Consider the following 15,643-nt stretch of genomic DNA (forward strand, 5'->3'; position numbering starts at 1 on the left):
CCTCGCAAAAGCCGTTCTCGCGCCGAAGCGCTCGTGACGTCTTTTGTTGACGTTTTGCTGTTCAGTTTTCAAGGTTCATGTTTTAAAATTATGGAGCGGGTGAAGGGAATCGAACCCTCATCATCAGCTTGGAAGGCTGAGGTTTTACCACTAAACTACACCCGCATATCGTATTTTTTTAATCAAGAAAGTATGGCGCGCCCGAGAGGACTCGAACCTCTAACCGCTTGATTCGTAGTCAAGTACTCTATCCAATTGAGCTACGGGCGCAATGCGATATGGTGCGGCCGAGAAGAGTCGAACTTCCACGGGATTTCTCCCACTAGGCCCTCAACCTAGCGCGTCTGCCATTCCGCCACGACCGCCTAAAATTATTTTAGGGACAAATTCTATTATAATACATTACCAACTTGAAGTCAATAACTTTTTTCTTAACTAATTCGCCGTAGATAATAATCTCATTTGGATTGATTCGGTTGATTAAAATGGCTGGGGTACCTGGATTCGAACCAGGGCATGACGGGATCAAAACCCGTTGCCTTACCGCTTGGCTATACCCCAATAAAAATGGCGGTCCCGACCGGGATCGAACCGGCGATCTCCTGCGTGACAGGCAGGCATGTTAACCGCTACACCACGGGACCATTTGGTTGCGGGGGCAGGATTTGAACCTGCGACCTCCGGGTTATGAGCCCGACGAGCTACCGAACTGCTCTACCCCGCGACAATAATATATACGAAGATTTTTCTTACTCGTTGCTTATCTCAGATGACACCTGCATCGGCTGCGCCTGCTTCGGTGTTACTTCGCCGTCTTCGTACGGCTCGTCGCTCTACCCCGCGACAATAATATTTCATTCTTCATTAAAATTCATCTTTCAAAACTTCTCATTAAGTATGTATTTCACAATAACATTCTATGTAAGCTATCTCAAAATGAATGGTGACCCCTACGGGATTCGAACCCGTGTTACCGCCGTGAAAGGGCGGTGTCTTAACCGCTTGACCAAGGGGCCTCAATGGCTCCGAAGGTAGGACTCGAACCTACGACCATCGCATTAACAGTGCGGTGCTCTACCACTGAGCTACTTCGGAATAGTGTTGCAAGAACTGTTTAAGTACTTGTCGACTTTTCTTATTATAAAGAGGTCTACAAGAATCGTCAACACTTTTTTTCATTTCTTTTATTATTTCAGAGAAAGCTTTCCAGAACATCTGCCGCAGCGGTATCTTTCGACATTCATCCGAATTTTCCGAACGTAATTCGCATTGCATGAAATGCACTCGTATACATAGCGCTTGCTTGAGCGAGCGGCTTTCGGGCGTTGAATGGTTGAACAAAAACGCGGCGCTCCGGTTTGCTGCAGCAATTCTCTAAAATCTGCATCGCGATGCTTGTATCCTTTTCCTTCTATATGTAAATGATAATGGCAAAGTTCGTGTTTGATGATTCCTTCCAATTCTGCGAAGCCGAATGTTTCATAAGATTTCGGATTGATTTCGATGTTGTGGGATCTCAGCAAATACCGTCCGCCTGTCGTTCTTAATCGCGCATTAAAACTTCCTTCATGGAGAAATGGTTTTTGAAAGACGCTGTTCGAGATTTCTTTAATCAGTTCTGTCAATTCGTTGTTGGTCATTGTAACTCCCCTATTTCGCTTATTCAAATAAAACAGCCGCCTCCATTTTAACAGGAAGCGGCTGTTTGTACATGAGCATTTCTTAACCTTGTTCAGTTTGTTTCGCTGGCGGCAACATCGTCAAAGCAATGCGCCCCTTGTCTTTTTCAACTTTATCCACCCAGGCGGTCACAATGTCGCCGACTGCAACGACATCGAGCGGATGCTTCACGAATCCTTTTTTCAATTTCGAAATATGGACCAGGCCGTCTTGCTTCACGCCGATATCAACAAAAGCACCGAAGTCTACAACATTCCGAACTGTCCCTTGAACTTCCATGCCCGGAAGCAGATCTTCCATTTTCAAAATATCATTTTTCAATAATGGCTGCGGGAATTCATCACGCGGATCGCGGTTTGGCTTCTTCAACGCATCCAAAATATCTTTCAACGTGATTTCGCCGACTCCCCATTTTTCACTGAGCTCATGTAATTGGAGTTTTTCCAATTTCTCAGATATTCCTGGATTCCCGACTGATTTCTTGTCTTCGCCAACCAGTTCCAAAAGTTTTTCGGCAATGCTATAGCTTTCCGGGTGGATTCCCGTCGCATCCAGCGGATTTTTCCCTTCAGGGATCCGCAGGAAGCCGATTGCCTGTTCATAAGTTTTCGCACCCAAGCGTGGAATCTTCTTCAATTGCGCACGCGATTGGAACCGTCCGTTTTCATCACGCATTTTAATGACATTTTCCGCCACGGTTTTGCTCAGCCCTGCGACATACTGCAATAAAGACGAAGAAGCTGAGTTGACGTTTACTCCAACTTGGTTAACTGCCGTCTCCACTACAAAAGTCAATTGATCTGCCAATTTCTTTTGCGACACGTCATGCTGGTATTGGCCGACCCCCACAGCTTTCGGATCGATCTTCACCAGTTCCGACAAAGGATCTTGGAGGCGGCGTGCAATGGACGCCGCACTTCTTTCTTCTACTTGAAGGTCCGGAAATTCTGCACGGGCAATATCGGATGCCGAATAAACGCTCGCTCCCGCTTCATTGACGATCACGTAGGAAATGTCCGCTCCAGTTTCCGCGATGAAATCTGCTACGAATTGCTCCGTTTCGCGTGAAGCCGTACCATTCCCGATGGCCATAATTTCAATTGGGTACTTTGAAACTAAACGCTGCATCGTCTTTTTTGCTCCCGCTTGATCATTTTTTGGCGCATGCGGATAAATTACGGCAACTTCAAGAAGCTTACCGGTTTCATCAATGACAGCCAGTTTGCAGCCTGTGCGGTAGGCTGGATCGACGCCAAGCACCATTTTATTTTTCATCGGCGGCTGCAGCAATAAATTCCGCAAGTTTTCAGCGAAAATATGAATGGCCTGCGTTTCTCCCTTTTCATTCAACTCGGTGCGGATTTCCCGTTCCACAGAGGGCTGGATCAACCGTTTGTAGCTGTCTTCAATTGCAGCTCCTACCACTTCCGTCGAAGGACCAGACGTTTCGATCCATTTGTTTTTCATCAACGTGAGGATCCGGTCAACAGGCGGGTTGATTGCTACTCGCAGCACCTCTTCTTTTTCTCCGCGGTTAATCGCCAAAATCCGATGCGGCACAATTTTTTGAATGGCTTCTTCGTATTCATAGTACATTTCAAAAACTTGCTTCTCGTCTTCATGGTTCTTTTTAGCAGCGGTCGAAATCTTCCCATCTTTTCTCGTCATGTAGCGGACTTTTTCGCGGATATCCGCATCATCTGCAAATAACTCCGCCAAAATGTCTTGCGCGCCTTGGATTGCTTCTTCTGCTGTCGCCACTCCCGCTTCTTCGCTGACAAATTCCTTCGCCTTCTTCATCACATCTTCGCGGGAAAAAGTCATGAGCCAATCCGCTAACGGCTGCAGCCCTTTTTCTTTTGCAATTGTCGCTTTTGTACGGCGCTTTTGTTTGAAAGGGCGGTATAAATCTTCTACACGCTGAAGAACCGTCGCTTGCTGGATCGCTTTCTCCAATTCCTCAGTCATTTTCTCTTGCTCCGTAATCGAACGGATGACTTCAACTTTCCGCTGCTCCAGGTTTTGGATATATGTATAGCGGTCATCGATCGCTTTAATCTGTACTTCGTCGAGTGACCCTGTCGCTTCTTTTCGGTACCGTGCGATAAACGGCACGGTATTGCCGTCTTCGATTAAGTCGATGACTTGGGCTACCTGATTCGGGCGTACCCCTGTTTCTTTTGCAATCATTGCATGGATTTGCTGCATTTCCATTCCAGACACTTCCTTTCATTTCGTAAAAAGCCGTCCATTCTGCTGGTTTCATCCGCTTATCTGCGGCTAATGCCCTTCTCTATTTTAACACAGAAAAAAGAAGCCTCCTCATTTGAGTAGGCTTCCTGCTATAAACGTTGCGTCATCTCCAGTTTCGATTGACCGCAAAATATCGTAGTAAAGGCGCTCCGGAATCCCGGCTTGGCGCATCATCGCTTTTGGGTTTCTTAACTCGACTCCATCTGAATGAATCAAGAATAAATCATCTTCTACATAAGTGTAGAGCTGGGTACGCAATTTTTGCGGGCGGCCGGATAGATATCCCATGACCGGCAACGGATAAATCATCTCATTTGTACCTTTTCGGTAAAGGTAAAAACGGATATTTCCCACACAGCTATATTCCAACGTCTTTTTCTTAAAATCGACTTTGAATATCGCGACAGCTGCCCCGCGTTTTTGCACCATTAATTTATTGAATCGCTGCATAAGCTCATCAATCGTTTCATGGTGATATTCTTTTAAAATTTGCGGAATGACTTGTGACGATTCACGCGCCACCGGGCCATTCCCCAATCCATCGGCTATGGAGCAAATGAAATAATCATCCGTCAATACAGTATGATAGCTGTCTCCGGACTCATAATTCCCTTTTTTTGCTTCATTGAAGATACAGGCCTCTACGAAACTATGCTGAATTTTCTCCACTAGGAAACTCCACCAGCTGCTAAAATCGCTTCCTGCAGCTTCTTAATGGCTTTTCGCTGCAATCGGGAAACGTGCATTTGCGAAATTCCTAACTTGTCTCCAGCTTCTTTTTGGCTCAGCTGCTCTATGTAGGTGTATTGGATGATCTGCTTTTCCCGTTCTGAAAGCACATTCATCGCATTTGCTACAAGCATGCGCTGATCCACTTTTTCATAGCCATCATCCTCTTGTCCAACCACGTCAAATAACGTGACGGTGCTGCCATCGGAATCGGCTTCGAGCGAATGGTCCATGGATAAGGCCTGATAGCTTTTCCCCATCTCCATCGCTTCTAGCACGTCATCTTCATCTACGTCCAAGTATTCTGCAATTTCCCAAACTTGCGGGGAACGCTGAAGTTCCCGGGTCAGCACTTCTACCGTTGATTTGATGCGCGGCCCTAATTCCTTGATACGGCGGGGCACATGGATAGCCCACGTCTTGTCGCGCAGGAACCGTTTGATTTCACCGATGATTGTCGGTACTGCAAAGGCTTCAAAGCTTCTGCCGAATGAAGGATCATAGCGCCGGATGGCTCCCAAAAGGCCCAGCATTCCCACTTGTGCAATGTCTTCGTGGTAAGATTTTCCATTTGAATATTTACGTGCAATTGATTCGACTAAACGTTTGTAATTCAAAACAAGATTTGTTTGGGCTTCTTCATCTTCCGTCTTCTGATAAGCCTCGATCCATTCAAGCACCTGCTCTTTGGTCGGCTGATTAGGATGAGATCGTTTCGACATCCTCTTCCACCTGCTCTCCTCCAACATACTTTGTCATGAAGACCGTAACGCCTTCTTGATGATGGACTTTTACTTCATCCATTAAGGTTTCGATCAAGTACAGGCCAAGACCTCCTTCACGGAGAAACGCGCCTTCTTCTTGATCATGGTAAGGGCCAACTTTCGCCTTTGTTTCTTCAAAATCGAAACTTTGTCCATGGTCTGCCACCATGATTTCGATTTTATCGCTGTACAAAGCGCAGCCAATGACTACTTCGCCTTCTTCACCTTCAGTATAAGCATGTTGAACAGCATTTGTTACTGCTTCGCTTGAAGCGATCTTCAAATCTTCAATATCGTCAAACGAAAAGCCGATGCGGCTTGCCAAACCAGAGATGGTCAGTCGTGCCACGCCGACATATTGAGATTTCGCCGGCACTCTCATTTCAACATAATCGAAAGGACGCATATTAATTACCACCTTTTCCAGCGGATTCGATATCCATGATTTCGCCTAGCCCCGTAATATCGAATAGCCGTTTTAGCCGAGATGAGAGCCCTTTTAGCTTAACGTGTCCGCCTTTAGCATTCACAGATTTATAAAATGCTACAAAAACTCCAAGCCCCGTACTATCCATATAATCAACGTCGGAAAGATCCAACACTGCTTTCAATCCATCTTGGTTTTGATATGCTTCTAATTTCTCCCGTAATACTGGCGCTGTATGCGCATCGATTTCGCCGCGGATAAAGCCAGTCAGGTTATTATCTATTTCTTCTAAGTTAACTTGAATATTCATCTTTTTTGACACCCCGTTTTTCTTTAATTCACAGGCATTTAAAAAAGCCATCGTAAGTGTATTTACCCCAATGACTCTTCACGTAAACCTGATTAGACTTTTTTATAGATGACTAGCGTGAAATCATCCCTTAATTCTGCATTTTGCATGCGTTCGAGTTCATCGTAGACAAATTGCACAATCCTCTGGGCAGGTTCATCTTTTTTCTGGTCAATCAATTCGAAAATGACTTCCCGTTCGATAAACCCTTCATCCGTCCGGCCTTCCGTTACCCCATCAGTCATCATGATCACCAGATCATCTTTTTCCAATTGGACGGTATGCTGTTCGTATGAAGCTGCCGGGGAAACACCCAGCAAGAGCCCTTTGGCATACAATTCTTCAAAGCTATTCGATTTTGCACGGTATAAGATAGCCGGCTCATGCCCAGCTGAACCATAGGTAAGCGTCGAGTCATTCGAATCGTATTTCCCGTAGAACATGGAAACGAACATAGAATCGTCAATGCTCTTTTCGACTACCCGGTTGATGACCCCGAGCACTTCTTTTGGATCTGCCGGAGAATTATTCAAGCTATCCATCCCAAATTTCACCATGGACATACAAAGTGCAGCCGGCAAACCTTTGCCAATAACATCTGCAACTGCAATTCCCGCATGGCCTTCCGAATCACTGATGAAGTATATGTAATCGCCGTTCATCTTGCGTGCCGGAATTGAAAGCAGACCGATATCAAGCCCCGCTAAAGCAGGCATCGGTGTTTTCAACAAAGTTTCCTGCACATTGGCGGCTAAATCCATTTCCACTCGCAGTTCTTCTTGCCGCTGCAAAAGACTTTGCCTTTCTTGAAGCGCTAATCCATAGTTAATCATCATTTCAATCAGAAAATCAAAGGAATGCCATACAAACTCTGGCAATTCCCCGTATATTTCCTGCATGGCCGCTTTGTGCACACTGATTACTTCTTCTGGCGAAATGTTCTCAGAAATCAATTGACGGCTAAAATTCTGGCCAACGTAGAGATTCTGCTCCGACTGTCTTTGCATATATTGGTTTAAAATTTCTTTGTATTGATTTTCAATCTTTTGAACCATTATGCGCTCCTCCTATCGAAGCCATTTTGTTGCTCTTATATCTGTCCCTTCGCCTGGAATCGTTTCGATTCTGAACTCATCCATTAAACGTTTGACACCCGGCAGCCCGGCACCAAGCCCTCCCGACGTTGAGAAACCATCTTCCATCACTTTTCTGATATCCGGAATCCCCGGTCCTTGGTCGGCGGCGATAATTAAAATCCCTTTCAGGCCGTTCTCTGTTAATTGCTGGATTTCAATTCTTCCTTGTCCAGCATACAAGTAGATATTGCGGGCAAGTTCGCTGATGGCTGTCGTGATCCGCGCTTGATCGACAGTTCCGAAGCCAAGTTCTTTTGCCACATTGCGCCCAAGTTGTCTTGCAGCGACAATATCCCATTCCGTTAAAATTTCCACCGAAGACTGGTTGCTCATTCTTAAGCCTCCAATTCCAGTTGAAGTTTATCCAAACCATTTTCTAGATCCAGTGCTGTCATAACATCTTCTAGTCGAATTCCTAACTCGATTAAAGTGATAGCAACTGCTGGTTGGATACCGGTAATAACCACTCGCGCTCCCATTAGGCTTGACATGCTAATGACGTCCCCTAAGACTTTTGCGATAAATGAATCGATAAAATCGATGGATGTCAAATCGATGACTACTCCACGAGCGCTAGTTTCGTGCAATTTCGTCAATAAATCTTCCTGAAATTGAATGGCTGTCTGATCATCAAGCTCCCATTGGATCGAAACAATTAATGTATCTCTAAGCTTTAAAATTGGAATTCGAAAATTCATTGTTCATCAACCTCCACTATTTTACGATTTGTCCATGCCATCGCCTGCTCTACTCCGCGCTGCAAAGTACTGGTAGTGGTGAATTCATTTAGATTAATCCCAAGCGTCACGATTGTCTGTGCGATTTCCGGACGGATTCCGACTAGCATGCACTTCGCTCCGACAAGACGGACTGCATCAGCCGCTTGAATAATATGGTGTGCGACCATCGTATCGACAACCGGCACTCCTGTAATATCCAGCAGCACAACTTCCGCACGATGTTTGACTACACCTTCAAGCAAATTCTCCATAATCAGTTTTGCCCGCTCCGTATCAATCGTTCCGACCAGAGGCATAACAGACACTTTATCAAAAACAGGTATCAATGAGGCTGATAACTCCTGCAAAGCAATTTTCTGCAGACTGACTGTCCGCTCCCACGTTTTCGAATATGTATCGATCGTGCTGTCCCGGATTGGATTGATCCAATTCGTAAATTCTTTCGAGAAAGCCCGGAAATTGTTTTCATTGATGATTCCCGCATTTTCCATGCCATCGAATACCACTTCTGAAAAATGAGTGATCGCTTTTGTTACAAATGTCATCGACCAGCCGAGACGGACCACTTTCTCCGCAAAATCATTCAAGCGATTTTCATAGGCTTGATGGCTTTCCAACAAATTTGAAACCATCAGATCAGCAAATTCTTTGCTGGTCTGGTTCATTAAATCCGTCGGCATCACTTGAAAAGAACGTTCGTTCTTCTCATTTTTCATAAGTTCCTGCCAACTTGAGATAATCTCGTTGAAATTATCCTGGATATATCCCGCCATTTGTCTATTCATTTTTTTGAAAAACCCTCCCTATTGCTCTATATAACAGTTGTCTTTCTATTTGTATTTAAAATAGCTTATCTTTTATTGTATCGGAAAATATGTTTTTTCACATCTATTTTGTCAGTTGCTTGCGGAAAAGCGGTAAAGTACATGAAAAAAAGCCCGGAGCATAGAAGCTTCGAGCTTTTTTTGGAGTATGTATGCTTAAAACTTCACAAGACCCACACTGATTTCCAAAGCTTCATCCACTTTTTCCATCAAGGTTTCATCCAGCTGTGTAATCTTATCTGTCAGCCGCGACTTATCAATCGTGCGCAATTGTTCAAGCAAGATAACAGAGTCACGCTCAAAGCCATATTTCTTAGCGTTGATTTCAACGTGAGTCGGTAATTTCGCTTTTTGAATCTGTGCCGTAATCGCCGCGATGATGACAGTGGGACTAAAGCGATTTCCTATATCGTTTTGAATCACTAGCACCGGACGGGTCCCGCCTTGTTCGGACCCGACAACTGGCGATAGTTCTGCAAAAAAAACGTCACCACGTTTTACAATCAAATTGTCAACCCCCGCTTACGAGTCGCACGGTCGTGTGCTCCGCTTCGTATTCTGCATGAGAACATTCACAAGCGATTGAAAGATTGATTTGTGACATCTCCACGTAGCCTTTGATCATTGCTTCCCGAATATGATGTGAATCGTATATGTTCTTGGTTACCCTTTGGGTCGAAACATAAACATAGTCACCGCGTTCTTGAATTTGTTCATCTGAATGAGCAGTCAATTCTGAGATCATTTGCTTCGGCAGTTTCACAACCACTTCTTTTGTCTTTGACTTCCCGTACACAGCCGACACCTCCAACATACCGTTCTCTCTATTTCTCACCCCTCCATCTTAACATCGAACCGCTCTGTTGAAAAGGTGATAAAAGGGCTAACATTATTTAACAATAAACCCGAGGCACTCTTTTCGTTAAAATGCATGGGACTTCGTATGGGATCGTATCCAATTTTTCCGCCCATTCTTCCATGCGGATCTGCTCATTCCCTTGCTTGCCGATCAACGTCACTTTTTCTCCGATAGGGAATTCTTCAGTCAGTTTGACCATGCATTGATCCATGCATATCCGCCCCACGACTGGCATCCGCATGCCGCGAACAAGAACTTCCTGCCCTTGCAGCCCGCGCAGCATGCCGTCCGCATAGCCGATCGGCAAGGTAGCGATCCACTCATCTTCTTTGGCACGGTAGGTCGCACCGTAGCTTAACGCTTCGCCGGCTTTCACTTTTTTTACATGGACGATTTCAGTCTCCAAACTCATCGCGGGCGTTAATCCGATGGCCATCTGGTTTTCCACATAGGCAGAAGGAGCGATGCCATATAAAGAAATCCCGATGCGGACGCCGTCATAAGCAAGGTCCGGATGCATGATCGCCGCAGCGCTGTTTGATACATGGATCATCACGGAAGGATCGGATACCGATGCAATCACTGCTCTCATTTCTTTTACTTGCTGTTGAAACAGCTCTCCGCTTTCTTCATCGGCTGTTGCAAAGTGCGTAAATAAGCCGTCAAATGAGAAGTGGTTTTGGCGGATAAAATTGATGGCCTGTTCTGCATCTTCCGGAAATACGCCGACTCTTCTCATGCCGCTGTCGATTTTCAAATGAATTTTCAAAGGCGGGAGTTCGGGATTGGCTGCTTTTGACGCCATATCAAGCCAAGCAAGCGAGATGGCCGCTAGCGTAATTTCTTCCTGCTGCGCCACCGGAAAAAAAGCTTCGGGCGTAGCTCCGAGAACAAGCAAACGAGTGTCGATGCCCTGCTGCCGCAGAAACAACGCTTCGTCCGGCGTAGCCACTGCAAGAAAACGGATGCCTGAAGCAATTGCACGCCGGGAGACTTCTACAACTCCATGGCCATAGGCATCTGCTTTTACTACGGCAATAACTTCCGCTTTCCCTGCCTGTTTCTTGAACACTTCGAGATTTTTTTCAATTGCCGCCAAATCGATGATTGCTTTTGTTGGACGGTAGTTTACCATTTGTCATCACCACTTACTTTAGGATTGCAAAAGAACTTGTGCTGCTGCATATTCTTTTGTATGGGTTATGGATACAAGCCCGATTTCTTGCTGCTGAAAATAAATGCTTGGCTTTCCTTTTTCATCTTTGCGGATTTCAATTTCCTGAAATGAACAGGCGCTGCCGATCCCAGTGCCGTTCGCTTTTGCAAAGGCTTCTTTCGCAGCAAAACGCCCTGCCAGAAATTCCGTTTTCCGGACTGCCGACAATTGTTCGTATTCGCTCATTTCCCGCTGGGTCAGAATGCGCCGGCGGAATTTGCTTGACCGTTCATCCAACGTGCGGATGCGGTGAAGCTCCACGATATCCAGGCCGATTCCATTTATCATAGACGTTCTCCTTTCAATAGTAAACCTGAAAAAGGTATAATGGATTTATGAAATTGAGGTGACCAAATGTTTTTACGTACTGAAAGTTTTTCGCAATACTTGCGTCTTTATCCTGTAGTTTCCACTTTAATTGCCTTGAATCTCATCGTCCATGTTCTGACTTGGATTCCTGGCATCGGCAATCTTCTCTATTATTATGGAGTAGGTTCCAATCTCCTGATCGAAGCCGGTGAATGGTGGCGATTCCTTACGCCGATGTTCTTGCACGGCGGGTTGATGCACCTGCTTTTCAATATGTTCTCGCTCTTCCTATTCGGGCCTGAACTGGAGAGATTGACTGGAAAAGTCCGGTTTATCACAATTTACTTATCGGCCGGCTTATTTGGCACAGTAGCTACTTATTTCATTCAGCCGTTGGATTATCTCCACGTAGGAGCAAGCGGTGCCATCTTTGGGATTTTCGGCGCATACGGCGCGCTGCTTTACTACGGCCGGCGCTCATTGCCGCAGCTGAGACAAATTATACTCCCAATTATTGTGATCAGCATCATTATGACGTTTTTGACGCCTAACGTGAATGCGACTGCGCATATTGCCGGAATGATCACCGGTTTCATAATCGGCATGAGCTATTTCCATCCAAAACGGATTGTCAGCTGGAAAACAAAAAAATAAGGTCAGCCGGATAATTCCGGCTGACTTTTTTCATGTTCTTCGGCCTTTTGGTTGGAAGGTTCATACCAGGCAAGGATGCGGCTCGCATCTTCCCGTTCCATATGCTCGACGCGGGCTGCAGCTCCGAGCAGCCCTGACATGATCGTCGCCTGAGCGGAAGCCAAGCCTTTCCGCCGCTGAAAATAACTGCTCGAAATTTCCACTGCTTGGATTCTCTTTTTCATCATGAAGAATGTATGCTTGCTGACACCTCTAAATTCCATCGTCAATTGCCGCTCCGTCAAGGAATAGCCGGCCGTCCGGTGCTGCCAGACTCCTAGGCCAACGGTTAATGGCACAATGATAAGAGACAGAAGCCCATATGGGTAAAAGAAATAGCCCAATGATCCGATCACCGGGAACATCCAAATAAAATCTAGCCGATAGAAGAAATGGACACTTCGCTTTGGAGCTTTGACCATTTCCGGCCGCCATTCCATTTCAGGGAACAGCTCATTTAAAATCGGCAGGATCGTTTCTTTTTTAGCTAAAGGAAAAAGCCTTATCTTTTCGTCTTTGTCCCCTATCGATCCTCCCGCACTTTCTACAGTTACCGTGGCATAACCGAACCATTCCCGCAAAGGGTTCTGGGAAATCTTGATGCCCTGTATCCGTTTAAACGGCACGGATACTTTCTTTTTCTCCAATAATCCGCGAGTCAAGTAAATATGGTCATCGTCTGTCTGGATCGTGAATTGATAATTGGCCAAAATGGTCAAAATGACCGAAATGGCCCATGCAGCGAGCAGTCCCATAAAAATGGCCAGTGCCACAATCAAATAGCCGAAACGCAGGAAGATCATGACTTCTTCATAAATCGCATCATAAGGGATTAACTCTGAGAACTGGGAAAAGAACACAGCTACTGCCGACAAGACCACCCCAATCCCCCCTGAAGTTGTCGCCAAAATCAGCAATTCTTTCATGGTCATGCGGTAATGTGTGCGGAGCACCTTTTTCTCAGCCACTTCAGGTTCCGGAACTGCCGCTTCGCCCTCAACGTCGCTTTCCGCTATAAGGGCTTCTCTTCTGTAGAATCCGCGTTTTGCTTCTTCCATCTTTTCTTCGATCCGGTCCGCGTCCTCCCGGGAAATGGCGGTCAATTCCGCTTCCGCTTCCCCTGTTTTGCCCGATCCCGCAGTCTCAACCTTCACCTTGACAAGCCCAAGAGGACGGTGGAAGATGCCTTCTGTATAATTCAGGCTTTGGATGCGGTCAAATGGAATGTATCGTTTTTTCTTGACGAACAAGCCATATTCAATGCGAAGTTCGCCATCTTCAAACCAATAGACGAACCGCCTCCATTTAATGATTCCGCCGACCAAAGTAAACACCAGGACTACCCCGCCCACAATCAGTGGGATCAAGCCTTGCCAGCCATTGGAAAACATGCCGCTGATGCCGCCGTCTCTAAATAAATTCACGCCAAAAATGACGAGAAAAGGAATCAGCAATTCTTTTAAGCTTTTTAAAAAATTGATCAGGGCTGAAATCGGATGCAGTTTATAGTAGGTTTCAGACATCATCTTCCGCCACCCTTGCAAGCACAGAGATGCGGGCTCTCAAATCATCCGCTTCCTCTGTGATCAAAGCCGGAATGGTATGAGTGGTCGCCGCTGTCGAAATGGAGATCTCTGCTAGATTATATTTCCGTAAAATCGGTCCTTGTTCCGTATCGACGTGCTGCACACGCACCATCGGAACTAGCGTACGCTTGATGATAAAAAGGCCATGCTGCAATTCAATTTCCTGCTCCCGCACTTCGTAGCGCCAGCGCTGCCAACGGATTTTCGGAAACAGATAAATAAAGAGGAAGCCGAAAAGCACAGGAACCGCTATGTAAATTGCATAAAGCCAAGACGGCCATTCAAAAAAGTATGTAAGCACACCTGCTCCGATCGCAAGCAAAGCAATGACCAAGGTTTCAATCATTCCGTACAAGCGCCAGACTTTAAGCCCTTTTACAGAAATTTGGTTTTTTGGTTGTGTATCCATTTGCTTCTCCCCGTTTCTATATAATAACTCTTAATACGATTCAAAGCGGTAAATGTTTCATTCTATTGTAGCTTAAAATGAATAAGCAAAAAAGGCGGATGCGGCAACAGTTTCCTGTTTCCGAATCCGCCTTCTATTTTAAAATCTTAAGATTCGTGGCGACGTGTGCGTCCTGGACGCCCTGAACCGCTTCCGCCTTCACGTCGACGGCCAGCACCTGAAGATGAACGGCTTGATGATGGACGGCCTGAACCAGATGAACGGTTGCCTTTATAGCCACCGCCGCTGCGTCCGCCTTTGCCTTTGTAGCCGCCGCCTCCACGTGATGGCAGTGGACGCTCTTCAGAAATTTGAACTGGAATGTCTTCCGGCTCTTTCGTCATTGTTTTAAGTGCAGCTGCAATCAAATCAACTGCATCGAACTTCTCAAGCATTTCTGCCGCAAATGTACGGTAGTCGCCCAAGTTGTTTTTCTCAGTCATTTCTTGCAATTGTTCCATCGCCACGCGTTTTTGGCCAAGAACAGCCTCATCAGCAGTTGGTGGAATCAATGCCTGCATTTTCTTTTTCGTTGTGCGTTCAACGATGCCTAAGTAGCCCATTTCACGCGGAGTTACGAATGTGACTGCGACACCTTTTTTGCCTGCACGGCCAGTACGGCCGATACGGTGAACATAGCTTTCAGGGTCTTGTGGAATATCGAAGTTGTATACGTGTGATACGCCTGAGATATCAAGTCCGCGAGCAGCTACGTCAGTTGCTACAAGGATATCGATTTTGTTTGATTTGAATTGCTTCAAAACAGACATGCGTTTTGCTTGGCTAAGGTCGCCGTGAATTCCTTCAGCTACATAGCCGCGGATGTTCAACGCTTTCGCCAATTCATCAACCCGGCGTTTTGTGCGTCCGAAGATGATGGCAAGTTCCGGCTGGTGAACGTTCAAAAGACGTGAAAGGATGTCGAATTTCTCGCGCTCTACCGATTTAACGAAGAACTGCTCAATGTTCTCAACAGTCATTTCTTTTGATTTGATTTTAACGATTTCCGGTGTCTTCATGAATTTTTCTGCAATGCGGCGGATCGGATCCGGCATTGTTGCAGAGAACAACAAGGTTTGGCGTTCTTCAGGAACACTTGCCATGATTGTTTGGATGTCTTCAATGAAGCCCATGTTCAACATTTCGTCCGCTTCGTCAAGGACCAATGTGTTTACATTATCCAATTTAAGCGTACGGCGGTTGATGTGGTCCAGTAAGCGCCCTGGTGTACCGACGATGATTTGTGGGCGGTTCTTAAGTGCACGGATTTGGCGGCCGATTTCTTGGCCTCCGTAAACTGAAAGAATGCGCACATGTTTATCTTGGCCCAGTCTGTATAGCTCTTCTGAAACCTGTATTGCTAATTCGCGAGTTGGCGCAATTACTAACCCTTGGACATTGCCGTCTTTAGTGTCGATTTTTTCGATCAACGGAATACCGAATGCAGTTGTTTTACCAGTACCTGTTTGCGCTTGGCCGATAATGTCCTTGCCTTCCATACCCAGACGGATCGTGCCTTCTTGGATTGGTGTTGCTTCTTCAAACCCCATACGTTTTACGGATTTTAAAGATGTTTCGCTAATATTTAACTCTGAAAATTTTACCAAATTTTTTCAATCTCCTTTTGTCT

18 protein-coding genes and 8 tRNA genes are annotated in these 15,643 nt (G+C 45.7%); 1 reads left to right on the forward strand and 25 read right to left on the reverse strand.

Features of this window, described 5'->3' with window-relative positions:
• Positions 1 to 91: 91 nt before the first annotated feature.
• The 22 genes from MTR82_RS12675 to acpS all read right to left on the reverse strand — a co-directional run bounded on the left by MTR82_RS12675 (position 92) and on the right by acpS (position 11,265).
• Positions 92 to 165, reverse strand: a tRNA-Gly gene (locus MTR82_RS12675).
• Between the two features lie 28 nt (positions 166 to 193).
• A tRNA-Arg gene (locus tag MTR82_RS12680) sits at positions 194 to 270 on the reverse strand.
• Positions 271 to 279: 9 nt separating this feature from the next.
• Positions 280 to 365, reverse strand: a tRNA-Leu gene (locus MTR82_RS12685).
• Between the two features lie 121 nt (positions 366 to 486).
• Positions 487 to 561, reverse strand: a tRNA-Gln gene (locus MTR82_RS12690).
• A gap of 7 nt (positions 562 to 568) precedes the next feature.
• Positions 569 to 644 (reverse strand) — tRNA-Asp (locus MTR82_RS12695).
• Between the two features lie 3 nt (positions 645 to 647).
• Positions 648 to 724, reverse strand: a tRNA-Met gene (locus MTR82_RS12700).
• Between the two features lie 217 nt (positions 725 to 941).
• A tRNA-Glu gene (locus MTR82_RS12705) sits at positions 942 to 1,016 on the reverse strand.
• Positions 1,017 to 1,020: 4 nt separating this feature from the next.
• Positions 1,021 to 1,095 (reverse strand) — tRNA-Asn (locus MTR82_RS12710).
• Between the two features lie 92 nt (positions 1,096 to 1,187).
• Positions 1,188 to 1,640, reverse strand: coding sequence for a SprT family protein (locus MTR82_RS12715; RefSeq protein WP_246809382.1), 453 nt, complete (start codon positions 1,638 to 1,640; stop codon positions 1,188 to 1,190).
• A gap of 82 nt (positions 1,641 to 1,722) precedes the next feature.
• Entirely contained in the window at positions 1,723 to 3,894 is a 2,172-nt protein-coding gene (locus tag MTR82_RS12720; protein WP_279577084.1) for a Tex family protein, read from the reverse strand.
• 108 nt (positions 3,895 to 4,002) lie between these two features.
• Positions 4,003 to 4,602, reverse strand: coding sequence for a PP2C family serine/threonine-protein phosphatase (locus MTR82_RS12725; RefSeq protein WP_052653109.1), 600 nt, complete (start codon positions 4,600 to 4,602; stop codon positions 4,003 to 4,005).
• On the reverse strand, positions 4,602 to 5,384 hold the full coding sequence (gene sigB, locus MTR82_RS12730) for an RNA polymerase sigma factor SigB (RefSeq protein WP_052653111.1): 783 nt from the start codon (positions 5,382 to 5,384) through the stop codon (positions 4,602 to 4,604). Before sigB ends, MTR82_RS12725 begins: the two co-directional genes overlap by 1 nt.
• On the reverse strand, positions 5,362 to 5,832 hold the full coding sequence (rsbW, locus tag MTR82_RS12735; RefSeq protein WP_052653113.1) for an anti-sigma B factor RsbW: 471 nt from the start codon (positions 5,830 to 5,832) through the stop codon (positions 5,362 to 5,364). The genes sigB and rsbW overlap by 23 nt, the downstream gene beginning before the upstream one ends.
• A gap of 1 nt (position 5,833) precedes the next feature.
• Positions 5,834 to 6,163: an anti-sigma factor antagonist gene (locus MTR82_RS12740; RefSeq protein WP_246809650.1), complete on the reverse strand. Its 330-nt coding sequence runs from the start codon at positions 6,161 to 6,163 to the stop codon at positions 5,834 to 5,836.
• A 92-nt stretch (positions 6,164 to 6,255) separates the two neighbouring features.
• The gene (locus MTR82_RS12745) at positions 6,256 to 7,257 is read right to left on the reverse strand and encodes a PP2C family protein-serine/threonine phosphatase (RefSeq protein ID WP_246809383.1); all 1,002 of its coding nucleotides are present in this window, start codon (positions 7,255 to 7,257) and stop codon (positions 6,256 to 6,258) included.
• A gap of 12 nt (positions 7,258 to 7,269) precedes the next feature.
• Entirely contained in the window at positions 7,270 to 7,671 is a 402-nt protein-coding gene (locus MTR82_RS12750; RefSeq protein WP_235198189.1) for an anti-sigma regulatory factor, read from the reverse strand.
• 2 nt (positions 7,672 to 7,673) lie between these two features.
• A complete protein-coding gene (locus MTR82_RS12755; protein ID WP_036807366.1) occupies positions 7,674 to 8,036 on the reverse strand; it encodes an STAS domain-containing protein in 363 nt (120 codons plus the stop codon).
• Positions 8,033 to 8,863 carry an RsbT co-antagonist protein RsbRA gene (locus tag MTR82_RS12760; protein WP_235198188.1) on the reverse strand — a complete coding sequence of 277 codons (831 nt, stop codon included), beginning with the start codon at positions 8,861 to 8,863 and terminating at the stop codon, positions 8,033 to 8,035. The genes MTR82_RS12755 and MTR82_RS12760 overlap by 4 nt, the downstream gene beginning before the upstream one ends.
• Before the next feature lie 195 nt (positions 8,864 to 9,058).
• Entirely contained in the window at positions 9,059 to 9,409 is a 351-nt protein-coding gene (locus MTR82_RS12765; protein WP_052653123.1) for a type II toxin-antitoxin system PemK/MazF family toxin, read from the reverse strand.
• A 4-nt stretch (positions 9,410 to 9,413) separates the two neighbouring features.
• The gene (locus MTR82_RS12770; protein ID WP_110925660.1) at positions 9,414 to 9,698 is read right to left on the reverse strand and encodes a transcriptional regulator; all 285 of its coding nucleotides are present in this window, start codon (positions 9,696 to 9,698) and stop codon (positions 9,414 to 9,416) included.
• Between the two features lie 97 nt (positions 9,699 to 9,795).
• Positions 9,796 to 10,896 (reverse strand): alanine racemase, encoded by a 1,101-nt coding sequence (alr, locus tag MTR82_RS12775; RefSeq protein WP_246809384.1) that lies wholly within the window; start codon positions 10,894 to 10,896, stop codon positions 9,796 to 9,798.
• A gap of 18 nt (positions 10,897 to 10,914) precedes the next feature.
• Entirely contained in the window at positions 10,915 to 11,265 is a 351-nt protein-coding gene (acpS, locus tag MTR82_RS12780; protein WP_246809385.1) for a holo-ACP synthase, read from the reverse strand.
• A gap of 66 nt (positions 11,266 to 11,331) precedes the next feature.
• On the opposite strand from acpS, the gene MTR82_RS12785 reads away from it, so the two are divergent.
• On the forward strand, positions 11,332 to 11,940 hold the full coding sequence (locus MTR82_RS12785) for a rhomboid family intramembrane serine protease (RefSeq protein WP_246809386.1): 609 nt from the start codon (positions 11,332 to 11,334) through the stop codon (positions 11,938 to 11,940).
• Positions 11,941 to 11,942: 2 nt separating this feature from the next.
• Here MTR82_RS12785 and MTR82_RS12790 read toward each other — a convergent pair whose 3' ends face one another.
• The 3 genes from MTR82_RS12790 to cshA all read right to left on the reverse strand — a co-directional run bounded on the left by MTR82_RS12790 (position 11,943) and on the right by cshA (position 15,620).
• Entirely contained in the window at positions 11,943 to 13,502 is a 1,560-nt protein-coding gene (locus tag MTR82_RS12790; RefSeq protein WP_246809387.1) for a PH domain-containing protein, read from the reverse strand.
• On the reverse strand, positions 13,495 to 13,974 hold the full coding sequence (locus MTR82_RS12795) for a PH domain-containing protein (protein ID WP_246809388.1): 480 nt from the start codon (positions 13,972 to 13,974) through the stop codon (positions 13,495 to 13,497). Before MTR82_RS12795 ends, MTR82_RS12790 begins: the two co-directional genes overlap by 8 nt.
• Positions 13,975 to 14,120: 146 nt before the next feature.
• Complete coding sequence (gene cshA, locus MTR82_RS12800; protein ID WP_110925661.1) at positions 14,121 to 15,620, reverse strand: degradosome RNA helicase CshA; 1,500 nt, start codon at positions 15,618 to 15,620, stop codon at positions 14,121 to 14,123.
• Positions 15,621 to 15,643 lie beyond the last annotated feature (23 nt).

The sequence above is a fragment of the Planococcus ruber genome, assembly GCF_022819085.1.
GTDB classification, from domain to species: domain Bacteria; phylum Bacillota; class Bacilli; order Bacillales_A; family Planococcaceae; genus Planococcus; species Planococcus ruber.

What these genes read in the sequence shown, in the direction of transcription:
- MTR82_RS12755 (WP_036807366.1), bottom strand. Translation starts at nt 8,036, where the DNA reads ATGAATTTTCGAATTCCAATTTTAAAGCTTAGAGATACATTAATTGTT.
- MTR82_RS12740 (WP_246809650.1), bottom strand. Translation starts at nt 6,163, where the DNA reads ATGAATATTCAAGTTAACTTAGAAGAAATAGATAATAACCTGACTGGC.
- MTR82_RS12745 (WP_246809383.1), bottom strand. Translation starts at nt 7,257, where the DNA reads ATGGTTCAAAAGATTGAAAATCAATACAAAGAAATTTTAAACCAATAT.
- acpS (WP_246809385.1), bottom strand. Translation starts at nt 11,265, where the DNA reads ATGATAAATGGAATCGGCCTGGATATCGTGGAGCTTCACCGCATCCGC.
- MTR82_RS12790 (WP_246809387.1), bottom strand. Translation starts at nt 13,502, where the DNA reads ATGTCTGAAACCTACTATAAACTGCATCCGATTTCAGCCCTGATCAAT.
- MTR82_RS12795 (WP_246809388.1), bottom strand. Translation starts at nt 13,974, where the DNA reads ATGGATACACAACCAAAAAACCAAATTTCTGTAAAAGGGCTTAAAGTC.
- sigB (WP_052653111.1), bottom strand. Translation starts at nt 5,384, where the DNA reads ATGTCGAAACGATCTCATCCTAATCAGCCGACCAAAGAGCAGGTGCTT.
- rsbW (WP_052653113.1), bottom strand. Translation starts at nt 5,832, where the DNA reads ATGCGTCCTTTCGATTATGTTGAAATGAGAGTGCCGGCGAAATCTCAA.
- MTR82_RS12760 (WP_235198188.1), bottom strand. Translation starts at nt 8,863, where the DNA reads ATGAATAGACAAATGGCGGGATATATCCAGGATAATTTCAACGAGATT.
- MTR82_RS12785 (WP_246809386.1), top strand. Translation starts at nt 11,332, where the DNA reads ATGTTTTTACGTACTGAAAGTTTTTCGCAATACTTGCGTCTTTATCCT.
- alr (WP_246809384.1), bottom strand. Translation starts at nt 10,896, where the DNA reads ATGGTAAACTACCGTCCAACAAAAGCAATCATCGATTTGGCGGCAATT.
- MTR82_RS12715 (WP_246809382.1), bottom strand. Translation starts at nt 1,640, where the DNA reads ATGACCAACAACGAATTGACAGAACTGATTAAAGAAATCTCGAACAGC.
- MTR82_RS12720 (WP_279577084.1), bottom strand. Translation starts at nt 3,894, where the DNA reads ATGGAAATGCAGCAAATCCATGCAATGATTGCAAAAGAAACAGGGGTA.
- MTR82_RS12750 (WP_235198189.1), bottom strand. Translation starts at nt 7,671, where the DNA reads ATGAGCAACCAGTCTTCGGTGGAAATTTTAACGGAATGGGATATTGTC.